The sequence below is a fragment of the Rhodoferax sp. EU05-FHT12H12 genome, from assembly GCF_058791215.1.
This window is the reverse complement of the sequence record NZ_JBYTDI010000002.1, coordinates 691,895-715,517: the sequence shown is the minus strand read 5'-3', so window position 1 is coordinate 715,517 and position 23,623 is coordinate 691,895. Positions and strand designations below refer to the sequence as shown.

Annotated in this window: 28 protein-coding genes and 1 tRNA gene; 13 read left to right on the top strand and 16 right to left on the bottom strand. The window is 62.2% G+C overall.

Annotated features, from left to right (window positions below; all coding sequences use genetic code 11):
• Window positions 1-28: 28 nt before the first annotated feature.
• Window positions 29-250, top strand: coding sequence for a twin transmembrane helix small protein (locus AC3WS7_RS08185; protein ID WP_296467087.1), 222 nt, complete (start codon window positions 29-31; stop codon window positions 248-250).
• Window positions 251-336: 86 nt separating this feature from the next.
• Here the strand turns inward: AC3WS7_RS08185 and AC3WS7_RS08180 are convergent, their stop codons facing one another.
• The 8 genes from AC3WS7_RS08180 to AC3WS7_RS08145 all read right to left on the bottom strand — a co-directional run bounded on the left by AC3WS7_RS08180 (window position 337) and on the right by AC3WS7_RS08145 (window position 6,646).
• A complete protein-coding gene (locus tag AC3WS7_RS08180) occupies window positions 337-1,218 on the bottom strand; it encodes a cytochrome c oxidase subunit 3 (RefSeq protein ID WP_296467090.1) in 882 nt (293 codons plus the stop codon).
• 56 nt (window positions 1,219-1,274) lie between these two features.
• Window positions 1,275-1,493, bottom strand: a complete 219-nt coding sequence (locus tag AC3WS7_RS08175) for a DUF2970 domain-containing protein (protein WP_492655987.1) — start codon at window positions 1,491-1,493, stop codon at window positions 1,275-1,277.
• Window positions 1,493-2,089, bottom strand: coding sequence for a cytochrome c oxidase assembly protein (locus AC3WS7_RS08170; protein WP_296467961.1), 597 nt, complete (start codon window positions 2,087-2,089; stop codon window positions 1,493-1,495). Before AC3WS7_RS08170 ends, AC3WS7_RS08175 begins: the two co-directional genes overlap by 1 nt.
• A 2-nt stretch (window positions 2,090-2,091) precedes the next feature.
• Window positions 2,092-2,205, bottom strand: coding sequence for a cytochrome oxidase small assembly protein (locus tag AC3WS7_RS08165; protein ID WP_296467097.1), 114 nt, complete (start codon window positions 2,203-2,205; stop codon window positions 2,092-2,094).
• Window positions 2,205-3,821, bottom strand: coding sequence for a cytochrome c oxidase subunit I (gene ctaD / locus AC3WS7_RS08160; protein ID WP_296467100.1), 1,617 nt, complete (start codon window positions 3,819-3,821; stop codon window positions 2,205-2,207). The genes AC3WS7_RS08165 and ctaD overlap by 1 nt, the downstream gene beginning before the upstream one ends.
• 42 nt (window positions 3,822-3,863) lie before the next feature.
• Entirely contained in the window at window positions 3,864-5,048 is a 1,185-nt protein-coding gene (gene coxB / locus AC3WS7_RS08155; RefSeq protein WP_296467103.1) for a cytochrome c oxidase subunit II, read from the bottom strand.
• Between the two features lie 58 nt (window positions 5,049-5,106).
• Entirely contained in the window at window positions 5,107-5,583 is a 477-nt protein-coding gene (locus tag AC3WS7_RS08150; protein WP_296467106.1) for a DUF2244 domain-containing protein, read from the bottom strand.
• A gap of 145 nt (window positions 5,584-5,728) precedes the next feature.
• Window positions 5,729-6,646, bottom strand: coding sequence for a methyltransferase domain-containing protein (locus tag AC3WS7_RS08145; protein WP_492655986.1), 918 nt, complete (start codon window positions 6,644-6,646; stop codon window positions 5,729-5,731).
• A gap of 39 nt (window positions 6,647-6,685) precedes the next feature.
• On the opposite strand from AC3WS7_RS08145, the gene AC3WS7_RS08140 reads away from it, so the two are divergent.
• Window positions 6,686-7,381: a phosphoribosyltransferase family protein gene (locus AC3WS7_RS08140; RefSeq protein ID WP_492655985.1), complete on the top strand. Its 696-nt coding sequence runs from the start codon at window positions 6,686-6,688 to the stop codon at window positions 7,379-7,381.
• Window positions 7,382-7,414: 33 nt separating this feature from the next.
• Complete coding sequence (gene trmL / locus AC3WS7_RS08135) at window positions 7,415-7,879, top strand: tRNA (uridine(34)/cytosine(34)/5-carboxymethylaminomethyluridine(34)-2'-O)-methyltransferase TrmL (RefSeq protein ID WP_296467114.1); 465 nt, start codon at window positions 7,415-7,417, stop codon at window positions 7,877-7,879.
• Window positions 7,880-7,972: 93 nt separating this feature from the next.
• Here trmL and AC3WS7_RS08130 read toward each other — a convergent pair whose 3' ends face one another.
• On the bottom strand, window positions 7,973-8,428 hold the full coding sequence (locus AC3WS7_RS08130) for a MaoC family dehydratase (protein WP_492655984.1): 456 nt from the start codon (window positions 8,426-8,428) through the stop codon (window positions 7,973-7,975).
• Window positions 8,429-8,492: 64 nt separating this feature from the next.
• Window positions 8,493-9,113, bottom strand: a complete 621-nt coding sequence (locus tag AC3WS7_RS08125; RefSeq protein ID WP_492655983.1) for a ParA family protein — start codon at window positions 9,111-9,113, stop codon at window positions 8,493-8,495.
• 41 nt (window positions 9,114-9,154) lie between these two features.
• Here AC3WS7_RS08125 and kefF point away from each other — a divergent pair, with 41 nt between their 5' ends.
• The 3 genes from kefF to AC3WS7_RS08110 all read left to right on the top strand — a co-directional run bounded on the left by kefF (window position 9,155) and on the right by AC3WS7_RS08110 (window position 12,486).
• Window positions 9,155-9,808 carry a glutathione-regulated potassium-efflux system oxidoreductase KefF gene (kefF, locus tag AC3WS7_RS08120; RefSeq protein ID WP_492655982.1) on the top strand — a complete coding sequence of 218 codons (654 nt, stop codon included), beginning with the start codon at window positions 9,155-9,157 and terminating at the stop codon, window positions 9,806-9,808.
• A complete protein-coding gene (kefC, locus tag AC3WS7_RS08115) occupies window positions 9,808-11,634 on the top strand; it encodes a glutathione-regulated potassium-efflux system protein KefC (protein ID WP_492655981.1) in 1,827 nt (608 codons plus the stop codon). The genes kefF and kefC overlap by 1 nt, the downstream gene beginning before the upstream one ends.
• An 84-nt stretch (window positions 11,635-11,718) precedes the next feature.
• Window positions 11,719-12,486: a hypothetical protein gene (locus AC3WS7_RS08110; RefSeq protein ID WP_492655980.1), complete on the top strand. Its 768-nt coding sequence runs from the start codon at window positions 11,719-11,721 to the stop codon at window positions 12,484-12,486.
• Between the two features lie 21 nt (window positions 12,487-12,507).
• On the opposite strand, the gene AC3WS7_RS08105 is transcribed toward AC3WS7_RS08110, so the two are convergent.
• Window positions 12,508-13,263: a sulfite exporter TauE/SafE family protein gene (locus tag AC3WS7_RS08105; RefSeq protein WP_296467132.1), complete on the bottom strand. Its 756-nt coding sequence runs from the start codon at window positions 13,261-13,263 to the stop codon at window positions 12,508-12,510.
• A 65-nt stretch (window positions 13,264-13,328) separates the two neighbouring features.
• On the opposite strand from AC3WS7_RS08105, the gene AC3WS7_RS08100 reads away from it, so the two are divergent.
• Window positions 13,329-13,763 carry a DUF1841 family protein gene (locus AC3WS7_RS08100; protein WP_296467134.1) on the top strand — a complete coding sequence of 145 codons (435 nt, stop codon included), beginning with the start codon at window positions 13,329-13,331 and terminating at the stop codon, window positions 13,761-13,763.
• Between the two features lie 142 nt (window positions 13,764-13,905).
• Here AC3WS7_RS08100 and AC3WS7_RS08095 read toward each other — a convergent pair whose 3' ends face one another.
• A complete protein-coding gene (locus tag AC3WS7_RS08095) occupies window positions 13,906-14,571 on the bottom strand; it encodes a c-type cytochrome (protein ID WP_296467137.1) in 666 nt (221 codons plus the stop codon).
• A gap of 131 nt (window positions 14,572-14,702) precedes the next feature.
• Here AC3WS7_RS08095 and AC3WS7_RS08090 point away from each other — a divergent pair, with 131 nt between their 5' ends.
• From AC3WS7_RS08090 to AC3WS7_RS08070, 5 genes are all read left to right on the top strand, one after another.
• Complete coding sequence (locus AC3WS7_RS08090; RefSeq protein ID WP_296467141.1) at window positions 14,703-15,557, top strand: AAA family ATPase; 855 nt, start codon at window positions 14,703-14,705, stop codon at window positions 15,555-15,557.
• A 10-nt stretch (window positions 15,558-15,567) separates the two neighbouring features.
• On the top strand, window positions 15,568-15,789 hold the full coding sequence (locus AC3WS7_RS08085; RefSeq protein WP_492655979.1) for a hypothetical protein: 222 nt from the start codon (window positions 15,568-15,570) through the stop codon (window positions 15,787-15,789).
• Window positions 15,790-15,793: 4 nt separating this feature from the next.
• Window positions 15,794-16,390, top strand: coding sequence for a GNAT family N-acetyltransferase (locus AC3WS7_RS08080; protein WP_492655978.1), 597 nt, complete (start codon window positions 15,794-15,796; stop codon window positions 16,388-16,390).
• A 17-nt stretch (window positions 16,391-16,407) separates the two neighbouring features.
• Window positions 16,408-17,622: a vWA domain-containing protein gene (locus tag AC3WS7_RS08075; RefSeq protein ID WP_492655977.1), complete on the top strand. Its 1,215-nt coding sequence runs from the start codon at window positions 16,408-16,410 to the stop codon at window positions 17,620-17,622.
• Between the two features lie 73 nt (window positions 17,623-17,695).
• Window positions 17,696-17,770, top strand: a tRNA-Arg gene (locus AC3WS7_RS08070).
• A 72-nt stretch (window positions 17,771-17,842) separates the two neighbouring features.
• On the opposite strand, the gene AC3WS7_RS08065 is transcribed toward AC3WS7_RS08070, so the two are convergent.
• Complete coding sequence (locus AC3WS7_RS08065) at window positions 17,843-19,465, bottom strand: ABC transporter permease (RefSeq protein WP_296467152.1); 1,623 nt, start codon at window positions 19,463-19,465, stop codon at window positions 17,843-17,845.
• 69 nt (window positions 19,466-19,534) lie between these two features.
• Between AC3WS7_RS08065 and AC3WS7_RS08060 the strand changes: the two genes are divergently transcribed.
• Window positions 19,535-20,605: an ABC transporter ATP-binding protein gene (locus AC3WS7_RS08060; protein ID WP_296467154.1), complete on the top strand. Its 1,071-nt coding sequence runs from the start codon at window positions 19,535-19,537 to the stop codon at window positions 20,603-20,605.
• Here the strand turns inward: AC3WS7_RS08060 and AC3WS7_RS08055 are convergent.
• Genes AC3WS7_RS08055 through AC3WS7_RS08045 form a run of 3 tightly spaced genes read right to left on the bottom strand, consistent with a single transcriptional unit; the run spans window position 20,586 to window position 23,623 of the window.
• Window positions 20,586-21,341 (bottom strand): lysophospholipid acyltransferase family protein, encoded by a 756-nt coding sequence (locus AC3WS7_RS08055; RefSeq protein WP_296467157.1) that lies wholly within the window; start codon window positions 21,339-21,341, stop codon window positions 20,586-20,588. The two genes, AC3WS7_RS08060 and AC3WS7_RS08055, sit on opposite strands and share 20 nt — an antisense overlap.
• Window positions 21,342-21,345: 4 nt before the next feature.
• Window positions 21,346-22,638, bottom strand: a complete 1,293-nt coding sequence (locus AC3WS7_RS08050; RefSeq protein ID WP_492655976.1) for a dihydroorotase — start codon at window positions 22,636-22,638, stop codon at window positions 21,346-21,348.
• A 13-nt stretch (window positions 22,639-22,651) separates the two neighbouring features.
• Complete coding sequence (locus AC3WS7_RS08045) at window positions 22,652-23,623, bottom strand: aspartate carbamoyltransferase catalytic subunit (RefSeq protein ID WP_296467162.1); 972 nt, start codon at window positions 23,621-23,623, stop codon at window positions 22,652-22,654.

Below are 23,623 nucleotides of genomic sequence, written 5' to 3'. Positions count from 1 at the left end.
AACGCAGACTCACGGGATAATCCCCTGCATGACCCTACTCGTCGCCATTGCATTCCTCGCCATCCTGGCCAGCCTGGGTACCGCCCTGTTCTTCATGTTGCGTGGCGGCCAGGCCCAAAGCAGCAAGTCCCGCGGCATGGCCAAGGCACTGGCTTTGCGCGTTGGCTTTTCCATCCTGTTGTTTGTATGCATCTTGTTGGCCTGGAAGTTGGGCTATATCCACCCCACGGGCATTCCGCAAGGCAGTTGAACCACTGCCCAGTGGCGAGAGATAAACCTCCCCATTAAAAAAGGCACCGCAAGCGGTGCCTTTTTGAAGAGGCGCAAATGCTTGGCTTAGAGCCAGTACACCAACACGTACAAGCCCAACCACACCACGTCCACAAAGTGCCAGTACCAGGCTGCGCCTTCGAAACCGAAGTGACGCTCAGAGGTGAAGTGGCCCTTTTGCAGGCGCAAGGTGATGAACAAGAGCATCAGCATGCCCACCAGCACGTGGAAACCGTGGAAACCGGTCAACATGTAGAAAGTGGAGCCGAACACACCCGAGCTCAGTTTGAGGTTGTAGGCGGTGTACGCGTGGTAATACTCGTAGCCTTGCACAAGCAGGAAGGTCACACCCAGCAATACCGTAGCCCACATGAAGGCGATGGTCTTGCTGCGATTGCCGTCCACCAGCGCATGGTGTGCGATGGTCAAGGTCACACCAGAAGTCAACAACAAAGCAGTGTTGATGGTAGGCAGCCAAAAGGGGCCCATGGTGGTGAAAGGCTCCACAATGCCAGCTGGTGAGGCTGTCACACCGGCGGCCAAACTGGGCCATACCGCTTTGAAGTCGGGCCACAGCAAAGCGTTTTCCAGGCTGCCCAAGGCAGGCACCGAGTGCGAACGGGCCCACCACAAAGCGGTGAAGAAGGCACCGAAGAACATCACTTCAGAGAAGATGAACCAGCTCATGCTCCAGCGGAACGAGAGGTCGATCTTGCGGCCATACTGACCGCCTTCGCTCTCGGCAATGGCGTCACCAAACCATTGGTACAACACCGCCAGCCACCAGACCAAGCCCAAGGCCAAAGAGTACTTGCCCCAATCCGCGCCATTGATCCACTGGCCTGCGCCCAGAATCACAAAAAACAGTCCGGCTGCCGCCATGACTGGGTGACGCGAAGGACCGGGTACAAAGTAGTACGGCGTTCCGCCATGTGTTGTTGAACTCATTTTTGCTCCATTCCTTCTCTAATCCAAATCTCTGAAAGCTGCTGCCGCTTCACCGCTCAGGCGGCCACAACCCATTTCGCCAAACTGATCAAACCTACCACCAGCAACACGGCGGCGACCAAGCCCACCAGCACCACGTGCATGGGATTCACCTTGGCGAGGTCATCGCGGTACCCCTTGTTGCTGCGAATGCCCAAAAAGGACCACGCCACCAATTTGACGCTACGCACAAACGACGCCTTGTCCTGGTCTTGACCGGGTGCTTTGAGTGCCATCAGGAGCCTGCACTTTCTGCGGACGCTGGTTTCACACTGGCGACCGGTGCCGCAGGTGTTTTGCCACCCACCTCAAAGAAGGTGTACGACAGCGTAATAGTGCTGACGTCCTTGGACAGCTTGGGGTCAATCACAAAGACCACGGGCCACGACTTCTTCTCACCGGGCTCCAGCGTGTACTGGTTGAAACAAAAACATTCCAGCTTATTGAAATGCGCAGACGCTTGCATCGGTGCATAGCTCGGAATCGCTTGCGCTGACATGCGACGGTTCTGCACGTTCTGGAATTCATACACCACCGTGGTCAACTCACCCGGATGCACCTGCAAAGAACGCTGTGCGGGCTTGAATTCCCATGGGCCGCGGGCATTGGCATCAAATTCCACGGTAATGGTGCGGCTGGTATCCACTTGCGTGTTGCTGACCTGCCCCTTCTGACCGGTCAGCACCTGCTCACCCAAGGCCAGGATGTTGATGCCAGTCATTTCGCAAATGGTTTTGTAAATGGGCACCAGCGCATAGCCGAATGCGAACATGCCAACGGTAATCACCGCCAGCTTGCCCAACATGCGGGAGTTCTCGCGCTTGAATCCCATACTCATTTGCCCAGCAATACCAAACGTGCCATGAAGCCGATGAAAAAGATCGCCGCGACCGAGGCCAGAATCAGCCCCAGGCGTGTATTTGCTTTCTTTTGCTCTGGCGTGGCCATTAACCAATCACCTTGGTTGCAGTGGCGTCCAGCTTGGGTGGGTTTTCAAATGTGTGGAAAGGTGCAGGCGAGGGAACTTCCCACTCCAGACCTTCAGCAGCTTCCCAGGGTTTCTGGGGCGCTTTTTCTCCCTTGCCCATCATGGCAGGCAACACCACCCACACAAAGAAGTAGACCTGCGCCAAGCCGAAGGCAAATGCGCCCACTGTGGCCACAGCATTGAAATCTGCGAACTGCATGGGGTAATCAGCATAACGACGGGGCATGCCGGCCAGACCCAGGAAGTGCATGGGGAAGAAAGTCACGTTGAACGCGATCAGCGACCACCAGAAGTGAATCTTGCCGCGGGTTTCGCTGATCATCACGCCAGTCCACTTGGGTGCCCAGTAGTAGAACCCGGCAAACATGGCATACAGCGAGCCGGCCACCAGCACATAGTGGAAGTGGGCCACCACGTAGTAGGTGTCTTGCAACTGGATGTCGATGGGCGCCATAGCCAAGATCAGGCCGGTGAAACCACCCATGGTGAACACAAAGATGAAGCCCACAGCAAACAGCATGGGGGTTTCAAATGTCATGGACCCTTGCCACATAGTGGCGATCCAGTTGAAGATCTTCACAGCGGTAGGCACGGCGATCAGCATCGTGGCGTACATGAAGAACAACTGGCCAGTCACCGGCATACCGGTGGTGAACATGTGGTGGGCCCACACGATGAAGGACAGGATGGCGATCGAGGAAGTGGCATACACCATGGAGGCGTAGCCGAACAGCTTCTTGCGTGCGAAGGCGGGAACAATCTGGCTGACGATGCCGAAGGCCGGTAAGATCATGATGTAGACCTCAGGGTGGCCGAAGAACCAGAAAATGTGCTGGTACATCACCGGGTCGCCACCACCAGCGGGGTTGAAGAAGCTGGTACCGAAGTGACGGTCGGTCAGCGTCATGGTGATAGCACCAGCCAACACGGGCATCACGGCAATCAGCAGGTACGCGGTGATCAGCCAGGTCCAGCAGAACATGGGCATCTTCATCAGCGTCATGCCGGGGGCGCGCATGTTGAGGATGGTCACGATGATGTTGATCGAACCCATGATGGAAGAAGCACCCAGAATGTGCATGGCAAAAATGCCGGCATCCATGGAGGGGCCCATCTGCAAGGTCAAGGGCGCATAGAGCGTCCAACCGGCAGCGGGTGCGCCACCAGGCATGAAGAACGAAGAGACCAGCATCAAAGCCGCAGGAATCATCAGCCAGAAGCTGAAGTTGTTCATGCGGGCAAAGGCCATGTCGGAGGCGCCGATTTGCAACGGGATCATCCAGTTGGCGAAGCCCACGAAGCCCGGCATGATGGCGCCGAACACCATGATCAGACCGTGCATGGTGGTCAGCGAGTTGAAGAGCTCAGGGTTCACCAGTTGCAAACCGGGCTGGAAGAGCTCTGCCCGGATCAGCAAGGCCAGAATGCCGCCGATGATCAGCATCGTGAAGCTGAACAGCAGGTACAGGGTACCGATGTCCTTGTGGTTGGTCGCAAACACCCAGCGCTGCCAGCCCGTGGGGGCGTGGTGGTGGTCGTCATGGGCGTGGTCGTGATGGTCTAGTACGGCGCTCATTCTGCTGTCCTTCTCAATTCTCTTCGTTCAGTCTGGGGAACATTACTTGCGCAATGCCAACACGTCGGCCGGCTGCACCAGTTGACCCGTCTTGTTAGACCAGTTGTTCTTGGTGTAGCTGATAACTGCCGCGATGTCGGTGTCGCTCAAGGCCTTCCACGAAGGCATGGCACCGTTGTTCTGGCCATTCAGCAGAACCGCGATTTGTTTGTTCTTGTCAGCATCGAGCACCACAGCAGCACCGTCCAGGGGCTTAATGGCGCCGGCGCCCTTCCCGTTGGCCTGGTGGCAGGCGGCACAGTTTTGTGCGTAGACTTTTTCACCGCGCTTGGAAATGTCATCCAAAGTCCATACCTTGCTGGGGTCATCCAGCTTGGCGGCCATTTTCTTCTGCTCGGCAGACACCCAGGCAGAGTAATCTTCAGCGGACAGCACCTTCACGTGGATGGGCATGTAGGCGTGTTCTTTGCCGCACAGTTCGGCGCACTGACCGTAGTAGTCACCCACTTTTTCAGCACGAAACCAGGTGTCGCGCACAAAGCCGGGGATCGCATCTTGTTTGATACCAAAGGCTGGCACCATGAAAGCGTGGATCACATCGTTGGCAGTGGTAATGATGCGGACCTTCTTGTCCACAGGCACCACCAGAGGGTTGTCGACCTTGAGCAGGTAGTTGTCGATCGACTCACCCTTCTTGGGGCCGCCGGCGTCGGACATGGCGCGCTGGTCGCTGTCCAATGTGGAGACAAAACCAATGCCTTCGCCTTCACCCTTGAGGTAGTCATAGCCCCACTTCCACTGCATGCCGGTAGCCTTGATGGTCAGGTCGGCGTTGGTGGTGTCTTTCATGGCCACCACCACCTTGGTGGCGGGCAGGGCCATCAGGATCACGATGACAAAGGGAACGATGGTCCAGATGATTTCCACCGTCACCGACTCATGGAAGGTGGCGGCCTTGTAGCCCTGCGACTTGCGATGTTTCCAGATGGAATAAAACATCACCGAGAACACGGCAACAAAAATAACAGAACACACAATCAGCATGAACCAATGCAACCACTGTTGCTCTTGCGCGATCTTGGTCACCGCAGGTGCCAGATTCAATTGATTCACGGCGGGCCCGCCAGGCAAATCATTGACAGCATGTGCCAAGCTCAATGCCGCTGTGCCCACCCACGCGCCCACCGCCAGCAAGGGGGTAGCCAGTTTGTTCAATATGCTCTTCATCGTGTTCACTTTTCTAAGCCCCAAAATTACCAAATACGCAGCAGCTGGGCACGGCCATTCAGGCTGAACGCAGCGCGAGTCGGATTTCTTTGGCAAGCAGCGGACGCAGCTCTGGCCTGATAAACCGACCTACCCGAATCGTTTTGCCACGCCCCGACAACTCGATCAACGACCCGTTGCCTGACCGTGGCTCCACCCTTACCCATTCCCGCGAAAATTCGGCGCGCTCCAGCCTGCCGGCACTTTCCAACTCCACCAACAATTGGCCATCCCGCAAGGAGATGTGCTCACCATCAGCGGCATGCCGGGCGTACACCAAAAACGCAAACCCCACCGCAAGCAGTTCGAGGGTTGCAAAGGGGATCACCAACGTAGCACCCTGGAACCAGAAAAACATTCCGATTCCCAGCGACACCACACACAGTGATACATACAGCCAGACCAGTTGCCAAGGCGTAACGGAACAGTTGCGCCGCAAAAACCACTGAACGTGCCGCCCTTGTACCGTCGCAAAGCGAAAAACCAAATTCGTCATGCGGCTTGCCCGAAAAGACCCGGCTCTTACCGAACCGGGACGAGACTGCAGGGGGAAATGCCCGTACCTTTTATTCCTAGCATTGTAGTCGAGACATCTTGTTGATCCGCCTCAAAAAAGCAAACCGCCAACCCCGGGTAATCGCTTAGACGCCGCCCCTGGAGCCATTCGGACCGTGTTTGAGAACTGCTCTCATTTGCTCCAACGATACCGAGGTTTCAGCCTGCACATTCAGACGCGGCGCTGGCTTGAAGGCGTGGCCATAGACCACCTCAAAGGTGAGCTGCAAACGCCCATCCCCCGCAGGCGAGGCGAGGCCCTCGACAAGGGCTCCATGCAAGCGCGCCAACCAGGCCCGGGAACGCAAACCCGCGAAGCGCTGGGGGTGCAGGTTGCGCCCCAGGCCGCGCAACTCTGCAAGCAGGCTTTGCGGGGAGGAGTAGGTCAATGTGATGCGCTCCATGTCCATCACCGGCTCTGCAAAGCCGGCATGCACCAGCATATCGCCCCAGTCGTGCATGTCGGTGAATTCATGGCCCGCCGCAGGCCAGCCCATGCGGGCGTACACGGCACGCAACTCGCGCAGCGTGTCCGGCCCCAGGCACGAGAACATCGCAAAACCCTCTACCGCAATCAGCCGATGCCACTCGGCAATCAGAGCCTCGGGGTCGGCAGCGGTGTGTAACGCCATATTGGCCCAGAGCATCTGCACCGGCTGCGGGGGCACCTCGAACTGGACCGGCGCCCCCCGCCAGCCACTCGGCTTCCACCAGGGTTTTGCTATCAAATTACGAGCTGCTTGCGCACGCTCAGCGGTGCTTTCAAGCACAAAACAGGTGGATTCCGGGTAGCGCTGGCTGACCAGCCCCTGGGCCTGCAGGCCACCCCGCAATGCCCCCCAGTGCACCCACTGGCGCGGCTTTTGGACGATCCACTGCAAACGCTCTTCCATGCGGCGTGCCACCTCTTCATGCAACCAAGGCGACTCCAGCTGTTTCGGTGCCAAGGTGGCCCAGCGGGTAGCGGCAACGGGGTCGATGGTGGGGGGACGCTGGGTGCTCATGGGGTGGGTGCGGAAAGCGCTGGCGAGTATATTGCCTGCATGTTCCGCCAGCTGCTTCAGGGGGTATCGCGGCACCTGCCCAGCCGGTGCGCCGTGTGCCACGCCTGGCCGACGCATGCCGTCTGTGAGGACTGTGTGGCCCAGTTCGCGCAGCCGGTGCACCGCTGCGAAACCTGTGCCCTGCCCCTGCCCGCCGGCATGCCGCGCTGCGGTGCCTGCATCACCGCACCACCGCTGTGGGATGCCGCGTTGGCGGCCGTACCCTACGACTACCCTTGGTCCGGTCTGGTCGTGGAATTCAAATTTCAGCAACACCCCGCGTGGGCTCGCACCCTGGCCACTCTGATGCGCAGCGCCCCGTGGGTGGAACCCGCTCTGGAGGCTGCGCACCTGGTGCTGCCACTGCCCCTGTCGGCCCAGCGCCTGCAGTCCCGGGGTTTTAACCAAGCTCTGGAACTGGCGCGCCACTTGGCGCCCGGCAAGGTGAATACCGAACTGCTGCTGCGTGTGCGCGACACACCCCCCCAGAGCAGCTTGCCACGCCAAGAACGCCTGCGCAGTGTGCAAGGCGCGTTTGCGGTAGAACCCCTGCGCAGCAAGGAACTGCAGGGGCAGCGTGTGGCACTGGTCGACGACGTCATGACCAGCGGCGCTTCGCTGCATGCGGCCAGCACCGCTCTGCGCACCGCAGGAGCAGCGCACATCACGGTGCTGGTATTCGCCCGAACGGAATAAAAAGGGGGCCACGGCCGCGCGACAATAGCGGCCATGTTCCATATCGTTTTGGTCGAACCCGAGATCCCGCCCAACACGGGCAATGTCATCCGCCTGGCGGCCAACACAGGCTGCACGCTGCACCTGGTGGAGCCGCTGGGGTTTTCAATGGACGACAAACACATGCGCCGCGCCGGGCTGGATTACCACGAGTACGCGGCGCTCAAGCGCCATGCCAACTGGCAAGCGTTCCTGGATACCGAGCAACCCGCCATCGATCGCATGTTCACGCTGACCACACGTGGCACACGCAGCCCTTACGCAGTGGCGTTCCAGCCGGGCGACTGGCTGGTGTTTGGTTCAGAGACCAAGGGGATTTCGGACACGGTGCGCGCCGCGTTTGACGCCCAGCGCAGTCTGCGCCTACCCATGTTGCCCGGGCAGCGTAGTCTGAACTTGTCGAACGCGGTCGCTGTGACCGTCTTTGAGGCCTGGCGGCAAAACGGTTTCGGAGAATAAAGCCCCCACGCTCCGCCGCGTCGCGGGTCGCTGGCCCCCAGGGGGACTAACCCACCTTGGGGCGGCCCGGCGGTGGGGTTGCCTCCTAGCGCGTTAAGGGTACTGGCGCACCAGCGATTCGGCCACACAGACCGGTTTGGGCGAGCCCTCACGCTCAATCGTCACTTCCCAGGTTTGCTGGCGGCCACCGTTGTCGATGGGGTCGCTGGCCAACAGCGTGAGCTGCGCGCGCAGGCGGCTATTCACCGGCACCGGGGCAATAAAGCGCACCTTGTTGAGCCCGTAATTCACGCCCATGCGCGCCTCGGTCACCGTGATGGCGCTTTCGAAGAACTGCGGAATCAGCGACAGCGTCAGAAACCCGTGCGCAATGGGCGCACCAAACGGGCCCGCCTTGGCACGCTCCACATCCACGTGGATCCACTGGTGGTCGCCCGTGGCCTGGGCGAACAGGTTGATGTGCTCCTGGGTAACGGTGACCCACGCGCTGGTGGCCACATGTTGGCCCACCAGGGCGGAGAGTTCGGCAAGGGTGGCAAAGGTTGTCATGCCGTCCACTGTAGCCAGCCGCAACGCTGCGGCATGTCCGCCGGGTGACAAACCGGTCCGGTCGCTACTTCGCGTCCAGCCACTGGCAGACCGGCTGCCACTGCGCCAGATCGCGCTCTACCCGCCCCGACGCCACGTCAAACACCGTGAGGCCGCGCGCGGCGAGCTGGATGTAGTTTTGTGTGTCGCGCACAAAGCCCAGCACCGGCAGGCCCAGGCTGTCGACAAAGGTGTGCAACTGGTCGGCTGCGCGGGTGCGTTCATCCACGCGCATCCCCACGATACCGATCTGCGTCTTGGCGGCATGGGCGCTATCGGCCAGCTCGTCCAAAAAGGCGCGGGTGGCAAAGATGTCGAACACACTGGGCTGCAGTGGTACCACCACCTTGTCAGCGAGTTTGAGTACCTCTTTCAGGCGCTTGCCATGCAGGCCGGCCGGGGTGTCCAGCACCACGTGGGTGGTGCCCTTGGGCGGTTTGGCAATCTGGTCATCACCCACGTCCCAGCTGCGGATGGGCCGGGCCGCAGCTGGCCGCAACGTGAGCCAGAGCCGCGAGGACTGCTGCCGGTCGGCATCCCCCAGCATGACGGCATGCCCCTGGGAGGCAAAGTAGCCCGCGATCTGGGTAGCCAGGGTGGACTTACCCACTCCGCCTTTGGGATTGGCGACAACAACCACGGGCATACACGACTCCTTGGAGGGTGGAACTGCGCTATGTTATCGGCATGGACACCGAACACCAAGCACCGCCCGCCACGCCAGCCAAACCCGTGTACGTGGTCGCCGCCCACCCCAACTGGCGCGAATCCCGTGTCAACCGGCGCCTACTGCAGGCCGCCCTTGCCACCGAAAGCGCAGAAGTCTGCGACTTGTATGCGCGTTATCCGGACTACAGCATCCGTGTCCCGACCGAGCAGGCCCGGCTGCAGGACGCCCAATTGATTGTGCTGTTGCACCCGGTGCAGTGGTACTCCATGCCCGCGCTGCTCAAGCTCTGGGTGGACGAAGTGCTCACCCATGGCTGGGCCTACGGCGGCGGCAAGGCGCTGCAGGACAAGGACCTGTGGCTGGTGGCCACCACCGGCGGGCCCGAGGGCTCCTACCACCCGCAAGGCTACAACCGCTATTTTTTCGACGCCTTTTTGCCCCCCTATGAACAGACCGCGGCCCTCTGCGGCATGCGTTTTTTGCCGCCCCTGGTGCTGCACGGCGCACACCGGGTGGACAGCGCAGAGGTGGACACCCATGTGGCCATGTTTGCCGAACGTCTGGCCAGCTATCCGCAGTGGCCCGAACTGGACGACATGGAAAGCTGCCCGGCCTGTGTGGTGCCCGACACCGACCGGCCCGCGCACGAAACCGTGGGGGACCAACACTGATGGAACACGCACCGACCTGGCTGATCAACAGCTTCATCTATTTGAGTGCGGCGGTGATTGCCGTGCCACTGTCCAAGGCCGTGGGCCTGGGCTCCATCATTGGATACCTGGCGGCCGGCATTGCCATTGGCCCCTGGGGCCTGGGCCTGGTGACCAATGTGGAAGACATCCTGCACTTTGCCGAATTTGGCGTGGTGCTGATGCTGTTCCTGGTCGGCCTGGAGCTGGAGCCCAAACGCCTGTGGAACCTGCGCCGCTCCATCTTTGGCTGGGGCGCCGCCCAGGTGCTGGGCTGCGCGCTGCTGTTGGCGCTGGTGGCCGTGGCCTGCGGCGTGGGCTGGCGCCTGGCCGTGGTGGCTGCGTTGGGTCTGGCCTTGTCGAGCACCGCGATTGCGCTGCAGGTGATGGGCGAGCGCAACCTGCTGCCCACCCGCAGCGGGCAGGCGGCGTTTTCCATCCTGCTTTTCCAGGACGTGGCCGCCATCCCCATCCTGGCGCTGCTGCCGCTGCTGGGCGTGGTTTCAGCAACAAATGAGACCTCAGCGCCCATGGAATATGCGCAAGCAGCTATCAAAATCATAGCAGTCATTGCCGGTATTGTGCTGGGTGGGCGCCTGCTGATCCGCCCGCTGCTGCGCTGGATTGCGCGCTCGAAGACGCCCGAAATCTTCACCGCCGCAGCGCTGCTGCTGGTGGTGGGTATCTCGGCGCTGATGTTGCTGGTGGGTCTGAGCATGGCGCTGGGGGCCTTTTTGGCCGGCGTGCTGCTGGCCGAGAGTGAATACCGGCGCGAGCTGGAGACCGACATTGAGCCCTTCAAGGGGCTGCTGCTGGGCCTGTTTTTTATCGCCGTGGGCATGAGCATCGACTTTGGCGTGTTGCTGGCGTCGCCCGGCATCATGGCGCTCGTGGTGCTGGGCTTTCTGGCCATCAAGGGGGCCGTGATTTACGCGTTGGCACGCCACATCCAGCTGCCCTTCCAAGAGCGGCCGGTGTTCACGCTGCTGCTGGCGCAGGGCGGCGAGTTTGCGTTTGTCGTATTCCAGGCCGCCGCCGGGGCGCATGTGTTTCCGGCCGAGACTGCCTCGCTGCTGATTGGCGCAGTGGCCGTGTCCATGCTGCTGAGTCCGCTGATTCTGGTGGCGGTAGACCGGCTGCTGCTGCCGCGCTATGCCAACTGTGGGGTGCCCACGCTGGAAGAGATTTCCGAGCAACAGGATGCGCCCATCGTCATCGCCGGCTTTGGCCGCTATGGCCAGATCATTGGCCGCCTGCTGACCGCCCAAGGTATTGCCACCACCGTGCTGGACCACGACGCCGAGATGATCGAAGTGGCACGCAACATTGGCTACCGGGTGTTCTACGGCGACGCCACCCGCCTGGACCTGCTGCGCACCGCGGGCGCCGCCACGGCCAAGGTGCTGGTGGTGGCCGTGGACGACGTGGAGCAATCGCTGGAGATTGTGGATCTGGCGCAGGCGCACTTTCCGCAGCTGCAGATTGTGGCGCGCGCGCGCGACGTGACGCACTGGAACCAGCTGCGCGAACGCGGCGTGATGCGGGTGGAGCGCGAGCTGTTCGAGTCCAGCCTGCGCAGCGCACGCAGTGTGTTGGAGCTGCTGGGCCACGAACCCCACGCGGCCCGCCAGACGGCCATGCGCTTTCGCCAGCACAACCTGGAGCTGTTTGAGAAACTGCACCCGCACTACAAGGACAGCTCCAAGCTGATCGCCGTGATCAAGCAGGGCCGCCAACAGCTGGAAGAGCAAATGGCACAAGAGCGCGCGGAACAAGCCCAGCGCCGCCCCCACGGCTGGGACCCATGAGGCACCAGAATCACTCTTTTGGGGGATGGCGCCCCTTGGCCCAGGTCGGTAGCATCGCTGCAGATTATTTCTGGGAGACAAGTTTTGCGAAATTACTGCACCGCACGCCGGACCGTGTGCCTTCTGGCCAGCCTGTTGGCCATCGCCACCACCAGCCAAGCCCAAGTGGCGTACGACCAGATTGAGGTCGGCACCACCCTCACGGCAAGCGGCATTGCCCTGGGCCTGTTTACCAAACCCATTCCTCTGCCCGAAGGGAACTGGGCGGTCGTCAACCGCAGCGTGGTGGAACTCCCCCTGACCGGCGGACGCAGTGACAGCCCCAGCAGCACCCCACGCGTGTCACTCACCCTGCGTCGGCTGGACCGGGGGGACAGCCCCCTGTTTGCCATGGTGGTGCACTTCACCCCAAATTCGATTCCCATCAACTGGGGCAACCACCCTTGCACCACCGACGACCCGCTCGGCCTGGTCGACAACTTCAACGTCAATGCCAACGCCATGCTCTATGCCTGCGCACGCAGCAATGCGCTGTACAACCTGCGCCAGATCGTCAAGGACGCACCCACCGGGCCGGACAACTGGTTCAAGGCCTACCTCTCTGGCCTGGCCCCCCACGCCGACGAGTTGCCCAACAGCGCCGTGGCGGTCGATATCAACAGCAACAAGTTTCGCGGCAAGGCCATGAACATCACCTTTTTGCTGCGGGCCGATGCCAATGCCGATGTGAACCCGGCTTACCGCCAACACTTGCAAACCTGGATGCACGACACCGGCCTGCGCTGGATGAAGGTCGTCAACAACGACGCCACCGATCTGCCCGGTCCCGCTACCTACTGGGCCTCCAAGTAAGCCTGCACGCGGGGCACAGCGTCAGACCAGGCCGTCCCACAGCAGCTTCACGCCCGTCAAAAACATGCCGGCGTAGAGGAAGCGGTAAAACAACACCTGGCTGATGCGCCGCGCCAGGCGCACCCCGATCCACACGCCGACAGGCGCCAAGGGCAGCAGCACCAGGCTGGTGGCCATGTTGCGCATATCCAGCAGGCCCAGCACCCCATAGGGAATCCACTTACTCAGGTTCACCACAAAGAAGAAAAACGCCATGGTGGCGGTGAACTTGAGGGGGCTGAGCTTGAGCGGGATCACATAGGCGTTGATGGGCGGGCCGCCCGCGTGGGCGATGAAGCTGGTAAAGCCCGAGGTGGCGGTGAGAATGGCACCCAGCCAGCGCGGCGGTGGTGCGCTGTCGGGCTTGGGTGGAAACAGCAAGCGCTGCGCCAGAAACAACAGCGTGAAGCCCCCCACCATGGCAGCCACGGTATGCGCGTTGAGCACCTTGAACAGCAGCGCACCTACGGCAATACCGACCAGGCCGCAGGGAATCAAAAACTTCAGCAGCTTGAGGTCAAAGTCTTTGCGAAACGCCGCCATGCCCAGCACGTCCATGAGAAACAGCACCGGCATCAGGATGGCTGCAGCCTCTGGCACGCTCACCGCCAGCGCCATCATGGGTACGGCCAGCGAGCCAAAGCCCGCACCAAAGCCGCTTTTGCTAATGCCCAGCAGCAGCACGGCAGGAATGGTGACGGCATAGAAAAACGGATCGGTGATCAACGGAAATGTCATGCGTGGAAATGTACGCGCTCCCGCGCCTCCCACGGCCCTGGCAGGCACGTGCTAACCTTGGCGCCATGTTCAGCCCCTCCCAAGAAGACGTACGTCGATTTTTTTGCTCCACTTACGCCAAGGCCCGCACGGGTGTTGCGCTAGAAGCTATCGAAACCATAGCATCCCAGTGGATGGACGAGCACCCCGAGTATGCCGCCGACTTTGCCGATGTGGACACAGCACTGGCCACCATGTACGAGGCCACCGAGGGTCGCACCAACCCGTTCTTGCACCTGAGCATGCACCTCTCCATCAGCGAGCAGTGCAGCATCGACCAGCCACGCGGCATCCGCCAGGCGGTGGAGCTGCTCACCCACAAGCGCAACTCACTGCACCAAGCCCACCACGAGGCCATGGAATGTTTGGGCACCATGTTGTGGGAAAGCCAGCGTGCCGGTCGGCCACCCGACGGCAATGCCTACATCGCCTGCGTGCAGCGGCACGCCACCAAAGACTGATCAGACTTTGGGGCCGACCGCGTCGGTCAGCTCCCAGCTGAATGGCGCCATGACGCCCGTGTGCAGTCACCCCCACACGCAGGGCAAACCATGCACAAAAAAAGCCGCTCAAGAGCGGCTTTTTACGGGGGCGGTGCCTTGCTTAGCGGAAACGGCTTTGCGGCACCACCTTGAGTTCGCTCGGCAGCTTGCCCAGGTAGTTGGACAGCTCCTTGAGCTCCGCATTGGTGAACTGCTTGGCCACGCCACCCATGATGGCGTTACCACGGCCCACCTGGGCGTTGCCCTCCACCTTGTAGGCCTTCAGGGCCACAAACAGGTAATCGCTGTGCTGGCCGGCGATTTTGGGGTAGGTGGGGTCAATGGGCTTGCTGAACGAATCGCCATGGCAGGAGGCACAGGCACCCTTGGTCAGCAAGGCGTTCACCTTCTCGGAACCCTCGGGCGCCTTGGCCAAAGCCTGGGCACCTTCCACGGCACCGCTGGCTTCGTAGTAGGCGGCCAGGTCAGCGATGTCCTGATCGGTTAACGAAGCAGCGATACCACGCATGGAGGCATGTTTGCGGTCGCCGGTTTTGTAGGCGTTCAGGGCGGAGGCAATGTATTTGCCGCCTTGGCCGGAGATCTTGGGGACCTTGTGGATTTCTGGGAAGCTGGCTTGGTAGCCCACGATGCCGTGGCAGCCAATGCACATGGCGTTCTTCTTTTCACCAGCCTTGATGTCGCCTTGGACGCCCTCGGCATGGGCAGCGAAAACGGTCACAGAGGCGACAAGCGCAACAGACAGGGACAAGAGGAATTTGTTCATTTTGCGGGGACAATCCAGACGGTGATTGATATAAATCAGCACGCCGATTATATCGACCACCACCCGTGCCCTTGGCAGGCTTTTTTTCTGCCTCCTTGGGTCCGACCACCTTTGCCCTGCCCGCCCACGCCATGAAATTCCACGGAACCAAGAACTACGTCGCCACCCAGGACCTGATGCTGTCGGTCAACGCAGCCATCACGCTGCAGCGCCCGCTGCTGGTGAAGGGCGAACCCGGCACCGGCAAAACCATGCTGGCCGAAGAGGTGGCGGCGGCGCTGGACATGCCCCTGCTGCAGTGGCACATCAAATCCACCACCAAGGCCCAGCAAGGCCTGTATGAATATGACGCCGTGAGTCGTCTGCGCGACTCGCAGCTGTCCGACATCGATGGTGGCGAGCGAGTCAAGGACATCCAGAACTACATCGTCAAGGGCGTGCTGTGGCAAGCCTTCACCGCAGACAAGCCGGTGGCGCTGCTGATCGACGAAATCGACAAGGCCGACATTGAATTCCCCAATGACCTGCTGCGCGAGATCGACCGCATGGAGTTTTATTGCTACGAGACGCGTGAACTGATCAAGGCCAAGCACCGTCCGCTGGTGTTCATTACCTCCAACAACGAGAAGGAGCTGCCCGACGCTTTCTTGCGCCGCTGCTTCTTCCACTACATCAAGTTCCCCGATGCCACCACCATGCAAAGCATCGTGGACGTGCACTTCCCCGGCCTCAAGAAAGAGCTGGTCAGCGCCGCGATGAAGACCTTCTTTGACGTGCGCAATCTGCCTGGCCTCAAGAAGAAGCCCTCGACCAGTGAACTGTTGGACTGGCTCAAACTGCTGATGGCCGAAGACATCCCCGCCGAGGCGCTGCAAAGCAAAGACGACAAAATGGCCGTGCCACCCCTGGTAGGCGCGCTGCTGAAAAACGAGCAGGACACCACACTGTTCGAGAAACTGATGTTCATGCAACGCCACAACCGCTGAGCCACACCCGATGAAAAATAATCCAATGATCGAAGGCGTGTCTGACGCCGTGGGCTTTGTGGGCGGCGCGCTGCTCGGCTTCTGGGCCGGCCGCCTGATGGGGCTGGATGTGTTTGCCTCCGGCTACGGCGGCGCCAGCATTGGCGGCATTGTGCTGGTGGGCCTGGGCGGTGGCTTGGGCCTGCAACTGGCCCGCCGCTGGCACAACCGCAACCAAGACAAGAAGGACTGAGCCCATGGCATTTGTCGAACCCGTCACCCTCAGTGCCCGCGGCGTCAAGCTGGTACCGCTGGGCCTGGAGCATGAAGCCGGCCTGCGCGCTGCCGCTGCCGATGGCGAACTCTGGACCCTGCGCATCACCTCGGTGCCCGAACCCGCGCAGACCCGCAAGTACATTGAAGACGCGCTGGCCATGCGCGAGGCGGGCAACCGCTTTGCCTTCGCCGTGACCGATGAAGCCACCGGCCGCGTGCTGGGCTGCAGCAGCTACCACGACGTCGTGCCCGCACTGAAACGCGTGGAGATCGGCTGGACCTGGTATGGCAAAAGCAGCCAGCGCAGCCACGTCAACACCACCGCCAAGCTGCTGCTCCTGACCCACGCCTTCGAGACGCTGGGCTGCCACGTGGTCGGCTGGCGCACCGACAACTTCAACTTCGCGTCCCAGGCCGCCATCGAGCGCCTGGGCGCCAAGAAAGACGGCGTGATCCGCGGCCACGCGCTGCGCCGCGACGGCACCATCCGCGACACCGTGATGTATAGCATGCGCAGCGGCGAATGGCCCGAGGCCAAGGCGCAGCTGCTGTATTTGCTGGACAAGCCGCGCACCTGACGCGCCAGGAACACACCATGCTGCTGGACTTCTTCTACACCCTGCGCTCCGCCAAGCTGCCGGTCTCGGTCAAGGAATACCTGACCCTGCTGGAGGCCTTGCAAAAAGGCGTGGTGGGGCCCAAGACGCCGCAGCCCGAGGATGCGTCTGAACCCACGGGTTACACGATGGACGACTTCTACTACCTGAGCCGCACCACACTGGTGAAGGACGAGAAGCACTACGACAAGTTCGACCGCGCCTTTGCCGCCTACTTCAAAGGCATGGAGATGGTGGCGGACTTCACCAAGGAAATCCCCGCCGACTGGCTGCGCAAGAACCTGGAGAAATTCCTCACGCCCGAAGAGCAGGCCAAGCTGCAGAAAATGGGCTGGGACGAGCTCATGGAGACGCTCAAAAAACGTCTGGAAGAGCAGAAGGAACGCCACGAGGGTGGCAACAAATGGATAGGCACGGGTGGCACCTCACCGTTCGGCGCCTATGGCCAAAACCCGCAGGGCATTCGCATCGGGCAGGACAAGGGGCGCAACAAAAGCGCCGTGAAGGTCTGGGACCAGCGTGCCTACAAGGACTACGACGACACCCAGGAGCTGGGCACGCGCAACATCAAGGTGGCGCTGCGCCGCCTGCGCAAATTTGCGCGCGAGGGGCATGAGGACGAGCTGGACCTGGACGCCACCATCGCCAAGACAGCGGCCAACGCGGGCTTCCTGGACATCAGGATGCGGCCCGAACGCCACAACAACGTCAAGGTGCTGTTGCTGATGGACGTGGGCGGCACCATGGACGAGCACATTGCACGCGTGGAAGAGCTGTTCAGCGCGGCCAAGGCCGAGTTCAAGCACCTGGAGTTTTACTACTTCCACAACTGCGTGTACGACTACATGTGGAAGAACAACCGCCGCCGCTTTGCCGAGAAGTTCGAAACCTGGGACATCATCCGCAAGTACAACAAGGACTACAAGCTGATCTTTGTGGGCGACGCGACCATGAGCCCCTACGAGATCTTGCAGCCCGGCGGCAGCGTGGAATACAACAACGCAGAGGCCGGCGCCGAATGGCTGCAGCGCCTGTTGCACGCCTTCCCCAAGTTCGCCTGGGTCAACCCCGAGCCCCAGGGCGTGTGGCAGTACCGCCAGAGCATCAGCGTGATCCAGGAGATCGTGGGCCACAAGATGTACCCGCTCACCCTCAAGGGCCTGGAAGAGGCCATGCGGCATCTGACCAAGTAAGGCCCTTGCGGGACAGACCTTCAGCTCTGTCCCCAACCGATCAGAAGCGCGCCCTTACAATCCCCGCTCGCTGGTCTCCGTAGTTCAATGGATAGAACGGTCCCCTCCTAAGGGACAGATACAGGTTCGATTCCTGTCGGGGGCACCAGCCTCTTCAAATCACTATCAATATAGTAGCTGCTCGCGCAGTATCCACGCGGGCTACAGCCCTATTTGACTCTCAAACCTTGCTGCGCAAGGTCCTGCTCAGCATCACCACCGGAATCAGCCCCACCAGCACCAGCGCCAGGCTGGGCACGGCGGCTTCGCCCAGGCGCTCGTCGCGGGCCAGCTGGTAGGCCACCACGGCCAGCGTGTCGCTGTTGAAGGGGCGCAGCACCAATGTGGCGGGCAGCTCTTTCATCACATCCACAAACACCAGCAGCGCCGCGGCTGCGGTGGAGCGGCGCAGCAGCGGCCAGTGCACGCGCACTAGGGTGCCGACATCGCTGGTGCCCAGCATGCGGGCGGCATCGTCCATGCTGGCGGGAATGCGCGCGTAACCACTCTGCAGGGACTGCAGTGCCACCGCACAAAAACGCACCAGGTAGGCCCACACAATGCCCAGCGCGGTGGCGGTGACAAAGTAGCCCACCTGCCACTCGGGCTGCCAGGCCTGCACCCAACCCACCGGCAGCAGCAGGCCCACCACCACCACCGCACCGGGAATGGCGTAGCCCAAGCCCGCCAGTTGGGCTGCCACACGCGGCCCCCAGTGGCTGCTGCGCCGCGCGCTATAGGCCAACGCCAACGCAATGCCCACCGCCAGCACACTGGTGATGCCGGCCAGACGCACGCTGTTTAGTGCCCATTCGCCAAAGCGGCCCCAAGGGAGTTCGTTTTGCTCCACCCACAGCGGGCGCAGCATAAAGACCACGGGCAACACAAAACCCATGAGGATGGGCAGTGCACACACCAGCCAGGCCCACGCGGCGCGGTGCCCCGCCAGTGGCACCGGCTGTGCGTCGCTAGCGTTGGCGCGCCCGCCCTTCCCCGAGGCAAAGCGCATGCGCGCCTGGGCACGTTGCTCCAGCCACAGCAGCAAAGCCACCAGCGCCAGCAGCAGCGTGGCCAACTGGGCCGCGGCAATGCGGTTGTCCATGGCGAGCCATGCCTTGTAGATGCCAGCGGTAAAGGTCTGGATGCCAAAGTAGCTGGAGACGCCAAAGTCCGCCAGCACCTCCATCAGCGCCAGCGCCACACCGGCAGCCACTGCGGGGCGCGCCAGCGGCAGTGCCACCACCGCCATGCGCCGCCCCAGGCCGGCGCCCATAAGGCGGGCCGCTTCCATCAAGTGGCTGGCCCGCTCCGACAAGGCCGTGCGCGCCAGCAGGTACACATAGGGATAGAGCACAAAGGTGAACACCCACGCGGCGCCCGCAACGCTGCGTACCTCGGGGAACACCCGCCCCTCCACCTGCAGCCAGGCACGTACGCTGGTTTGCAGCGGGCCGCTGAACTGCAGAAAGTCGGTGTAGGCGTAGGCCACCACATAGGCCGGCATGGCCAGCGGCAGCAACAGCGCCCACTCAAACACGCGCCGCCCCGGAAAATCGAACAGCGTGACGGCTGCCGCCGTGCCCAAGCCCACCAGCACCACACCCAGCCCCACCATCAGGCACAGCTGCACGGTGGTCCAGGCGTATTCGGGCAGCACGGTGTGCGCCATTTCCTGCACGATTTGCAGCGACTGCGTACCCGACTCGCCCCAAGGCAGCCAGGCGCCAAACACGGCCACCACGGGCAGCAACAGCGCCACAAAAAACACGACCAAGGGGAGGCGCGTGAGGCGCGAGAAAGACATAAGCGAGGTGGGGATTACAGGCAGGTGGATGGGCACTAAATGAGAATTGTAAGCATCTACAATGCTTGCATGTTTTTAGAAGTCTCTCACCTGCAGGTGCATTACCCAGGCCGGGCCCAGGCGGCGGTACAAAACGCGTCATTGGGCCTGCGCACGGGAGACATTGGCGTACTGATCGGCCCCTCCGGTTGCGGCAAAACCACCCTGCTGCGTGCGGTGGCAGGGCTGGAGCCCGCCAGTGGCGGACACATCCGCCTGGGGGGCGCACTGGTCAGTTCGGCCCAGAGCAACATGCCGGCGCAGGAGCGCCGCATTGGCATGGTGTTCCAGGACTACGCGCTGTTTCCCCACCTGGATGTGGCCCGCAACGTGGGCTTTGGCATCCACCAGTTGCCAGCGGCCGAGCGCACCGCCCGTGTGGCGGAAGTGCTGGAATGGGTGGGCCTGTCGGGGCAGGAACAGCGTTACCCGCACGAGTTGTCAGGCGGGCAACAGCAGCGTGTGGCGCTGGCCCGCGCATTGGCGCCGCGCCCCCAGTTGCTGCTGCTGGACGAGCCGTTTTCCAACCTGGACGTGGACCTGCGCGAGCGCCTGGCGCACGAGGTGCGGGGCATCCTCAAGACGGCGGGTGCCACGGCGCTGTTTGTCACCCACGACCAGATGGAGGCCTTTGCGATTGGCGACATGATTGGCGTGATGCATGAAGGCACGCTGCACCAGTGGGATGACGCCTACACGCTCTACCACCGCCCAGCCACCCGGTTTGTGGCCGACTTCATTGGCCACGGGGTGTTCGCCCCCGCCACCATTGCCATGGAACAAGGCGCGCCGGTGGTGCACACGCCGCTGGGGCAACTGCAAGACGTGAGCGAGTGCCCGCTACCCAGCGCCTACCCGCAGGGCGAATGTGATGTGCTGCTGCGGGCCGATGACATCGTGCACGACGACGATGCCCCGGTGAAGGCAGAGATTGTGCGCAAGTCGTTCCGGGGGTCCGAGTTTTTGTACACCTTGCGCTTACGCAGCGGGCTCACGGTGATGGCCCATGTGCCCAGCCACCACGACCACAAGCTGGGCGAATGGATTGGCATTCGCCCGCAGGTGGACCATGTGGTGACGTTCAGCCGACTGGCGGCCTGAGCTCGGCACGCAAGTCCACCACGGCTTGGTGCAGGTCTGCCGCCCAGGTGCGGCGGTCGCGCCCTTCTGGCAACTGCACATCGCCAAAGCTCACCACGGCCTGCAGGCCATCCGTCTTGAGCGTGCGCCAGAGGGAATCGAGCAAGCTGTCGTCACCGATGTAGCAAGGGGCGAAGCTGTGTTGCCCGGTGGGGCTGTCGCAAAAATGCAGGCCCACAGGCTGCACAGGTGCCTGGGCCGCAATGGCGGCTTGCAGCATGTTGGCGTGGAAAGGCCGCACCGTGGTGCCATCCCCCGTGGTGCCCTCGGGGAACACCGCCAACACATCGCCCGCACCCAGGCGCTCAGCCATGTGGTGCACCACGCGCATGGCGTCTCGGCGCGACTCGCGCTCGATGTACAGCGTGCCCGCACCATTAGCCAGCGTGCCGACGATGGGCCAGTGCTGCACCGAGGCCTTGGAGATAAAACGGCAGTGGCGTGCTGCGTGCATGACCACAATGTCCAGCCAGGAGATGTGGTTGGCCACCAGCAACACCGGACCGACGGCCGGAGGCTGGCCATTCACTATCAATTTGATAGCTAGTCGCGCAAGCATTTCGCGGGCCCAGCCCTGAACTTGTGCATCACGCTCAGGCTGCTGCAAACGGGGAAACACCCAGCGGATGCGCCAGGCGCCCACCAGCACATGGATCAGCACGCGCCACAAACGCCAGCAAGCCTGAAGGCGGGCCATGGGTTCAGGCCGTGAAAGCGACACGCCCGGCCACGACCGTGGCACGCACGCGGCCCGGCAGCTCGTAACCGCTGAATGGGGTGTGGCGGCCCTGGCTGCGCAGACCTGCCGGCTGCACCACCCACATAGCCTGCGGGTCGAACACACACACATCGGCCACGCCCCCCACCACCAGCCGACCCAAGCTGTCTGCCAAGGCGCCTGGCGCCTGGCCCAGCACCTGCGCGGGCCGACTGCTGACCACGGCCAGCGCCTGGTCCAGGCCCAGCCGACTTTCTTGGGCCCATTTGAGCGACAAACTCAGCAGCAGCTCCAGGCCTGTGGCCCCGGGTTCTGCCTCGGCAAATGGAAGGGTCTTGGCGTCGTCATCCACCGGCGTGTGGTCGGAGACCAGTGCATCGACAGTGCCGTCAACCAGACCAGCACGCAGGGCATCTCGGTCGCGCTGCTGGCGCAGTGGTGGGTTCAGGCGCATGCGGCTGTCAAAGTAGCCCATGTCGACATCGCTCAGGTTCAGCGAGTTGATGCTCACATCGCAGGTGATGGGCAGGCCCTCGGCCTTGGCCTGGCGCACCAGCTCCACACCAGCCGCACTGCTGATGCGGCACAGGTGCACCCGTGCCCGGGTGGAGCGCACCAGCTCGAAGATGGTGTGCAGGGCAATGGTCTCCGCCGCCACGGGCACGCCGGAGAGGCCCATGCGCGTAGCCAGTGGCCCGCTGGCCGCCACGCCCTTGCCCAAGTGGTATTCCTGTGGGCGCAGCCACACGCTGTAGCCGAAACTGCTGGCGTACTGCAGCGCACGCTGGGTGACCTGGGTGTTGACCAATGGCACTTCGGCCTGGCCAAAGCCTACGCAGCCAGCTTCGGCCAGTTGTTGCAGGGGTGACAGCACTTCGCCAGCCAGCGCACGCGTGAGCGCGCCCAGCGGGAGCACGCGCGGGCCACCCTGAATCTGGGTGCGGTAATGCAGCATGTCCACCAGCCCCGCTTCATCGAGCACAGGCGCTGTGTCGGGCGGGCACACCAGTGTGGTCACCCCCCCTGCCGCGGCGGCAGCACGTTCGCTGCTCAATTGACCAGGCTTGGGCTGACCCGATTCACGCAAGCGGGCACACAGGTCCACCAGACCCGGGGCCACCACCAGCCCGTGGGCTGGAATGGTCTGGTCCGCAGCAAAACCGGCGGGGGCATCGCCCATGGCAAGAATGCGGCCATCGGCAATGGCCAGGTCGGCGATGCGGTCGATGCCGCTGGCAGGGTCCAGGACGCGTCCGCCTTGAATCAACAGGTTCATTTTCATTCCTCTCTCAGCGCGGATCGGCGTCATTGCCAGCCACAATGCTCATCACCGCCATGCGCACGGCAATCCCAAAGGTCACCTGCGGCAGGATCACGCTTTGTGGCCCGTCCACCACCGCAGAGTCAATCTCCACGCCGCGGTTGATGGGGCCGGGGTGCATGACGATGGCATCCGGTTTGGCCAGTTGCAGCTTCTCGGGCGTGAGGCCAAAGCTCTTGAAATACTCTTGCGTAGATGGCAGCAGGGCGCCGCTCATGCGCTCGTTCTGCAGGCGCAGCATGATGACCACGTCGCAGTCCTTGATGCCCTCCTCCAGCGTGTGGCAGACGCGAACCCCCATGGCAGACAGGTCGGACGGCACCAGCGTCTTGGGGCCCACCACGCGCACCTCGGCGGCACCCAGTGTGGTGAGGGCGTGGATATCAGATCGCGCCACCCGCGAGTGCAGCACATCCCCCACGATGGCCACCGTGAGGTTGGAAAAGTCTTTCTTGTAGTGCCGGATGGTGTACATGTCCAGCAAGCCCTGCGTGGGGTGGGCGTGGCGGCCATCGCCCGCATTGATCACGTGCACATGGGGTGCCACGTGCTGCGCGATCAGGTAAGGCGCGCCCGATTCGCTGTGGCGCACCACAAACATGTCGGCGGCCATGGCGGAGAGGTTGGCGATGGTGTCGAGCAGGGACTCCCCCTTGCTGGCACTGGAGCGCGCGATGTCGAGGTTGATGACGTCGGCGCTGAGGCGTGTGGCGGCAATCTCGAAGGTGGTGCGGGTACGGGTACTGTTCTCAAAGAACAGGTTGAACACGCTCTTGCCACGCAAGAGCGGCACCTTCTTCACTTCGCGGTCGTTGACCGACACGAAATTGGAAGCGGTGTCCAGGATGTGGGTCAGGATACTCTTGGGCAGGCCTTCGACCGACAGCAGGTGCACCAGTTCACCGTGTTTGTTGAGTTGGGGGTTGCGTTTGTAGAGCAT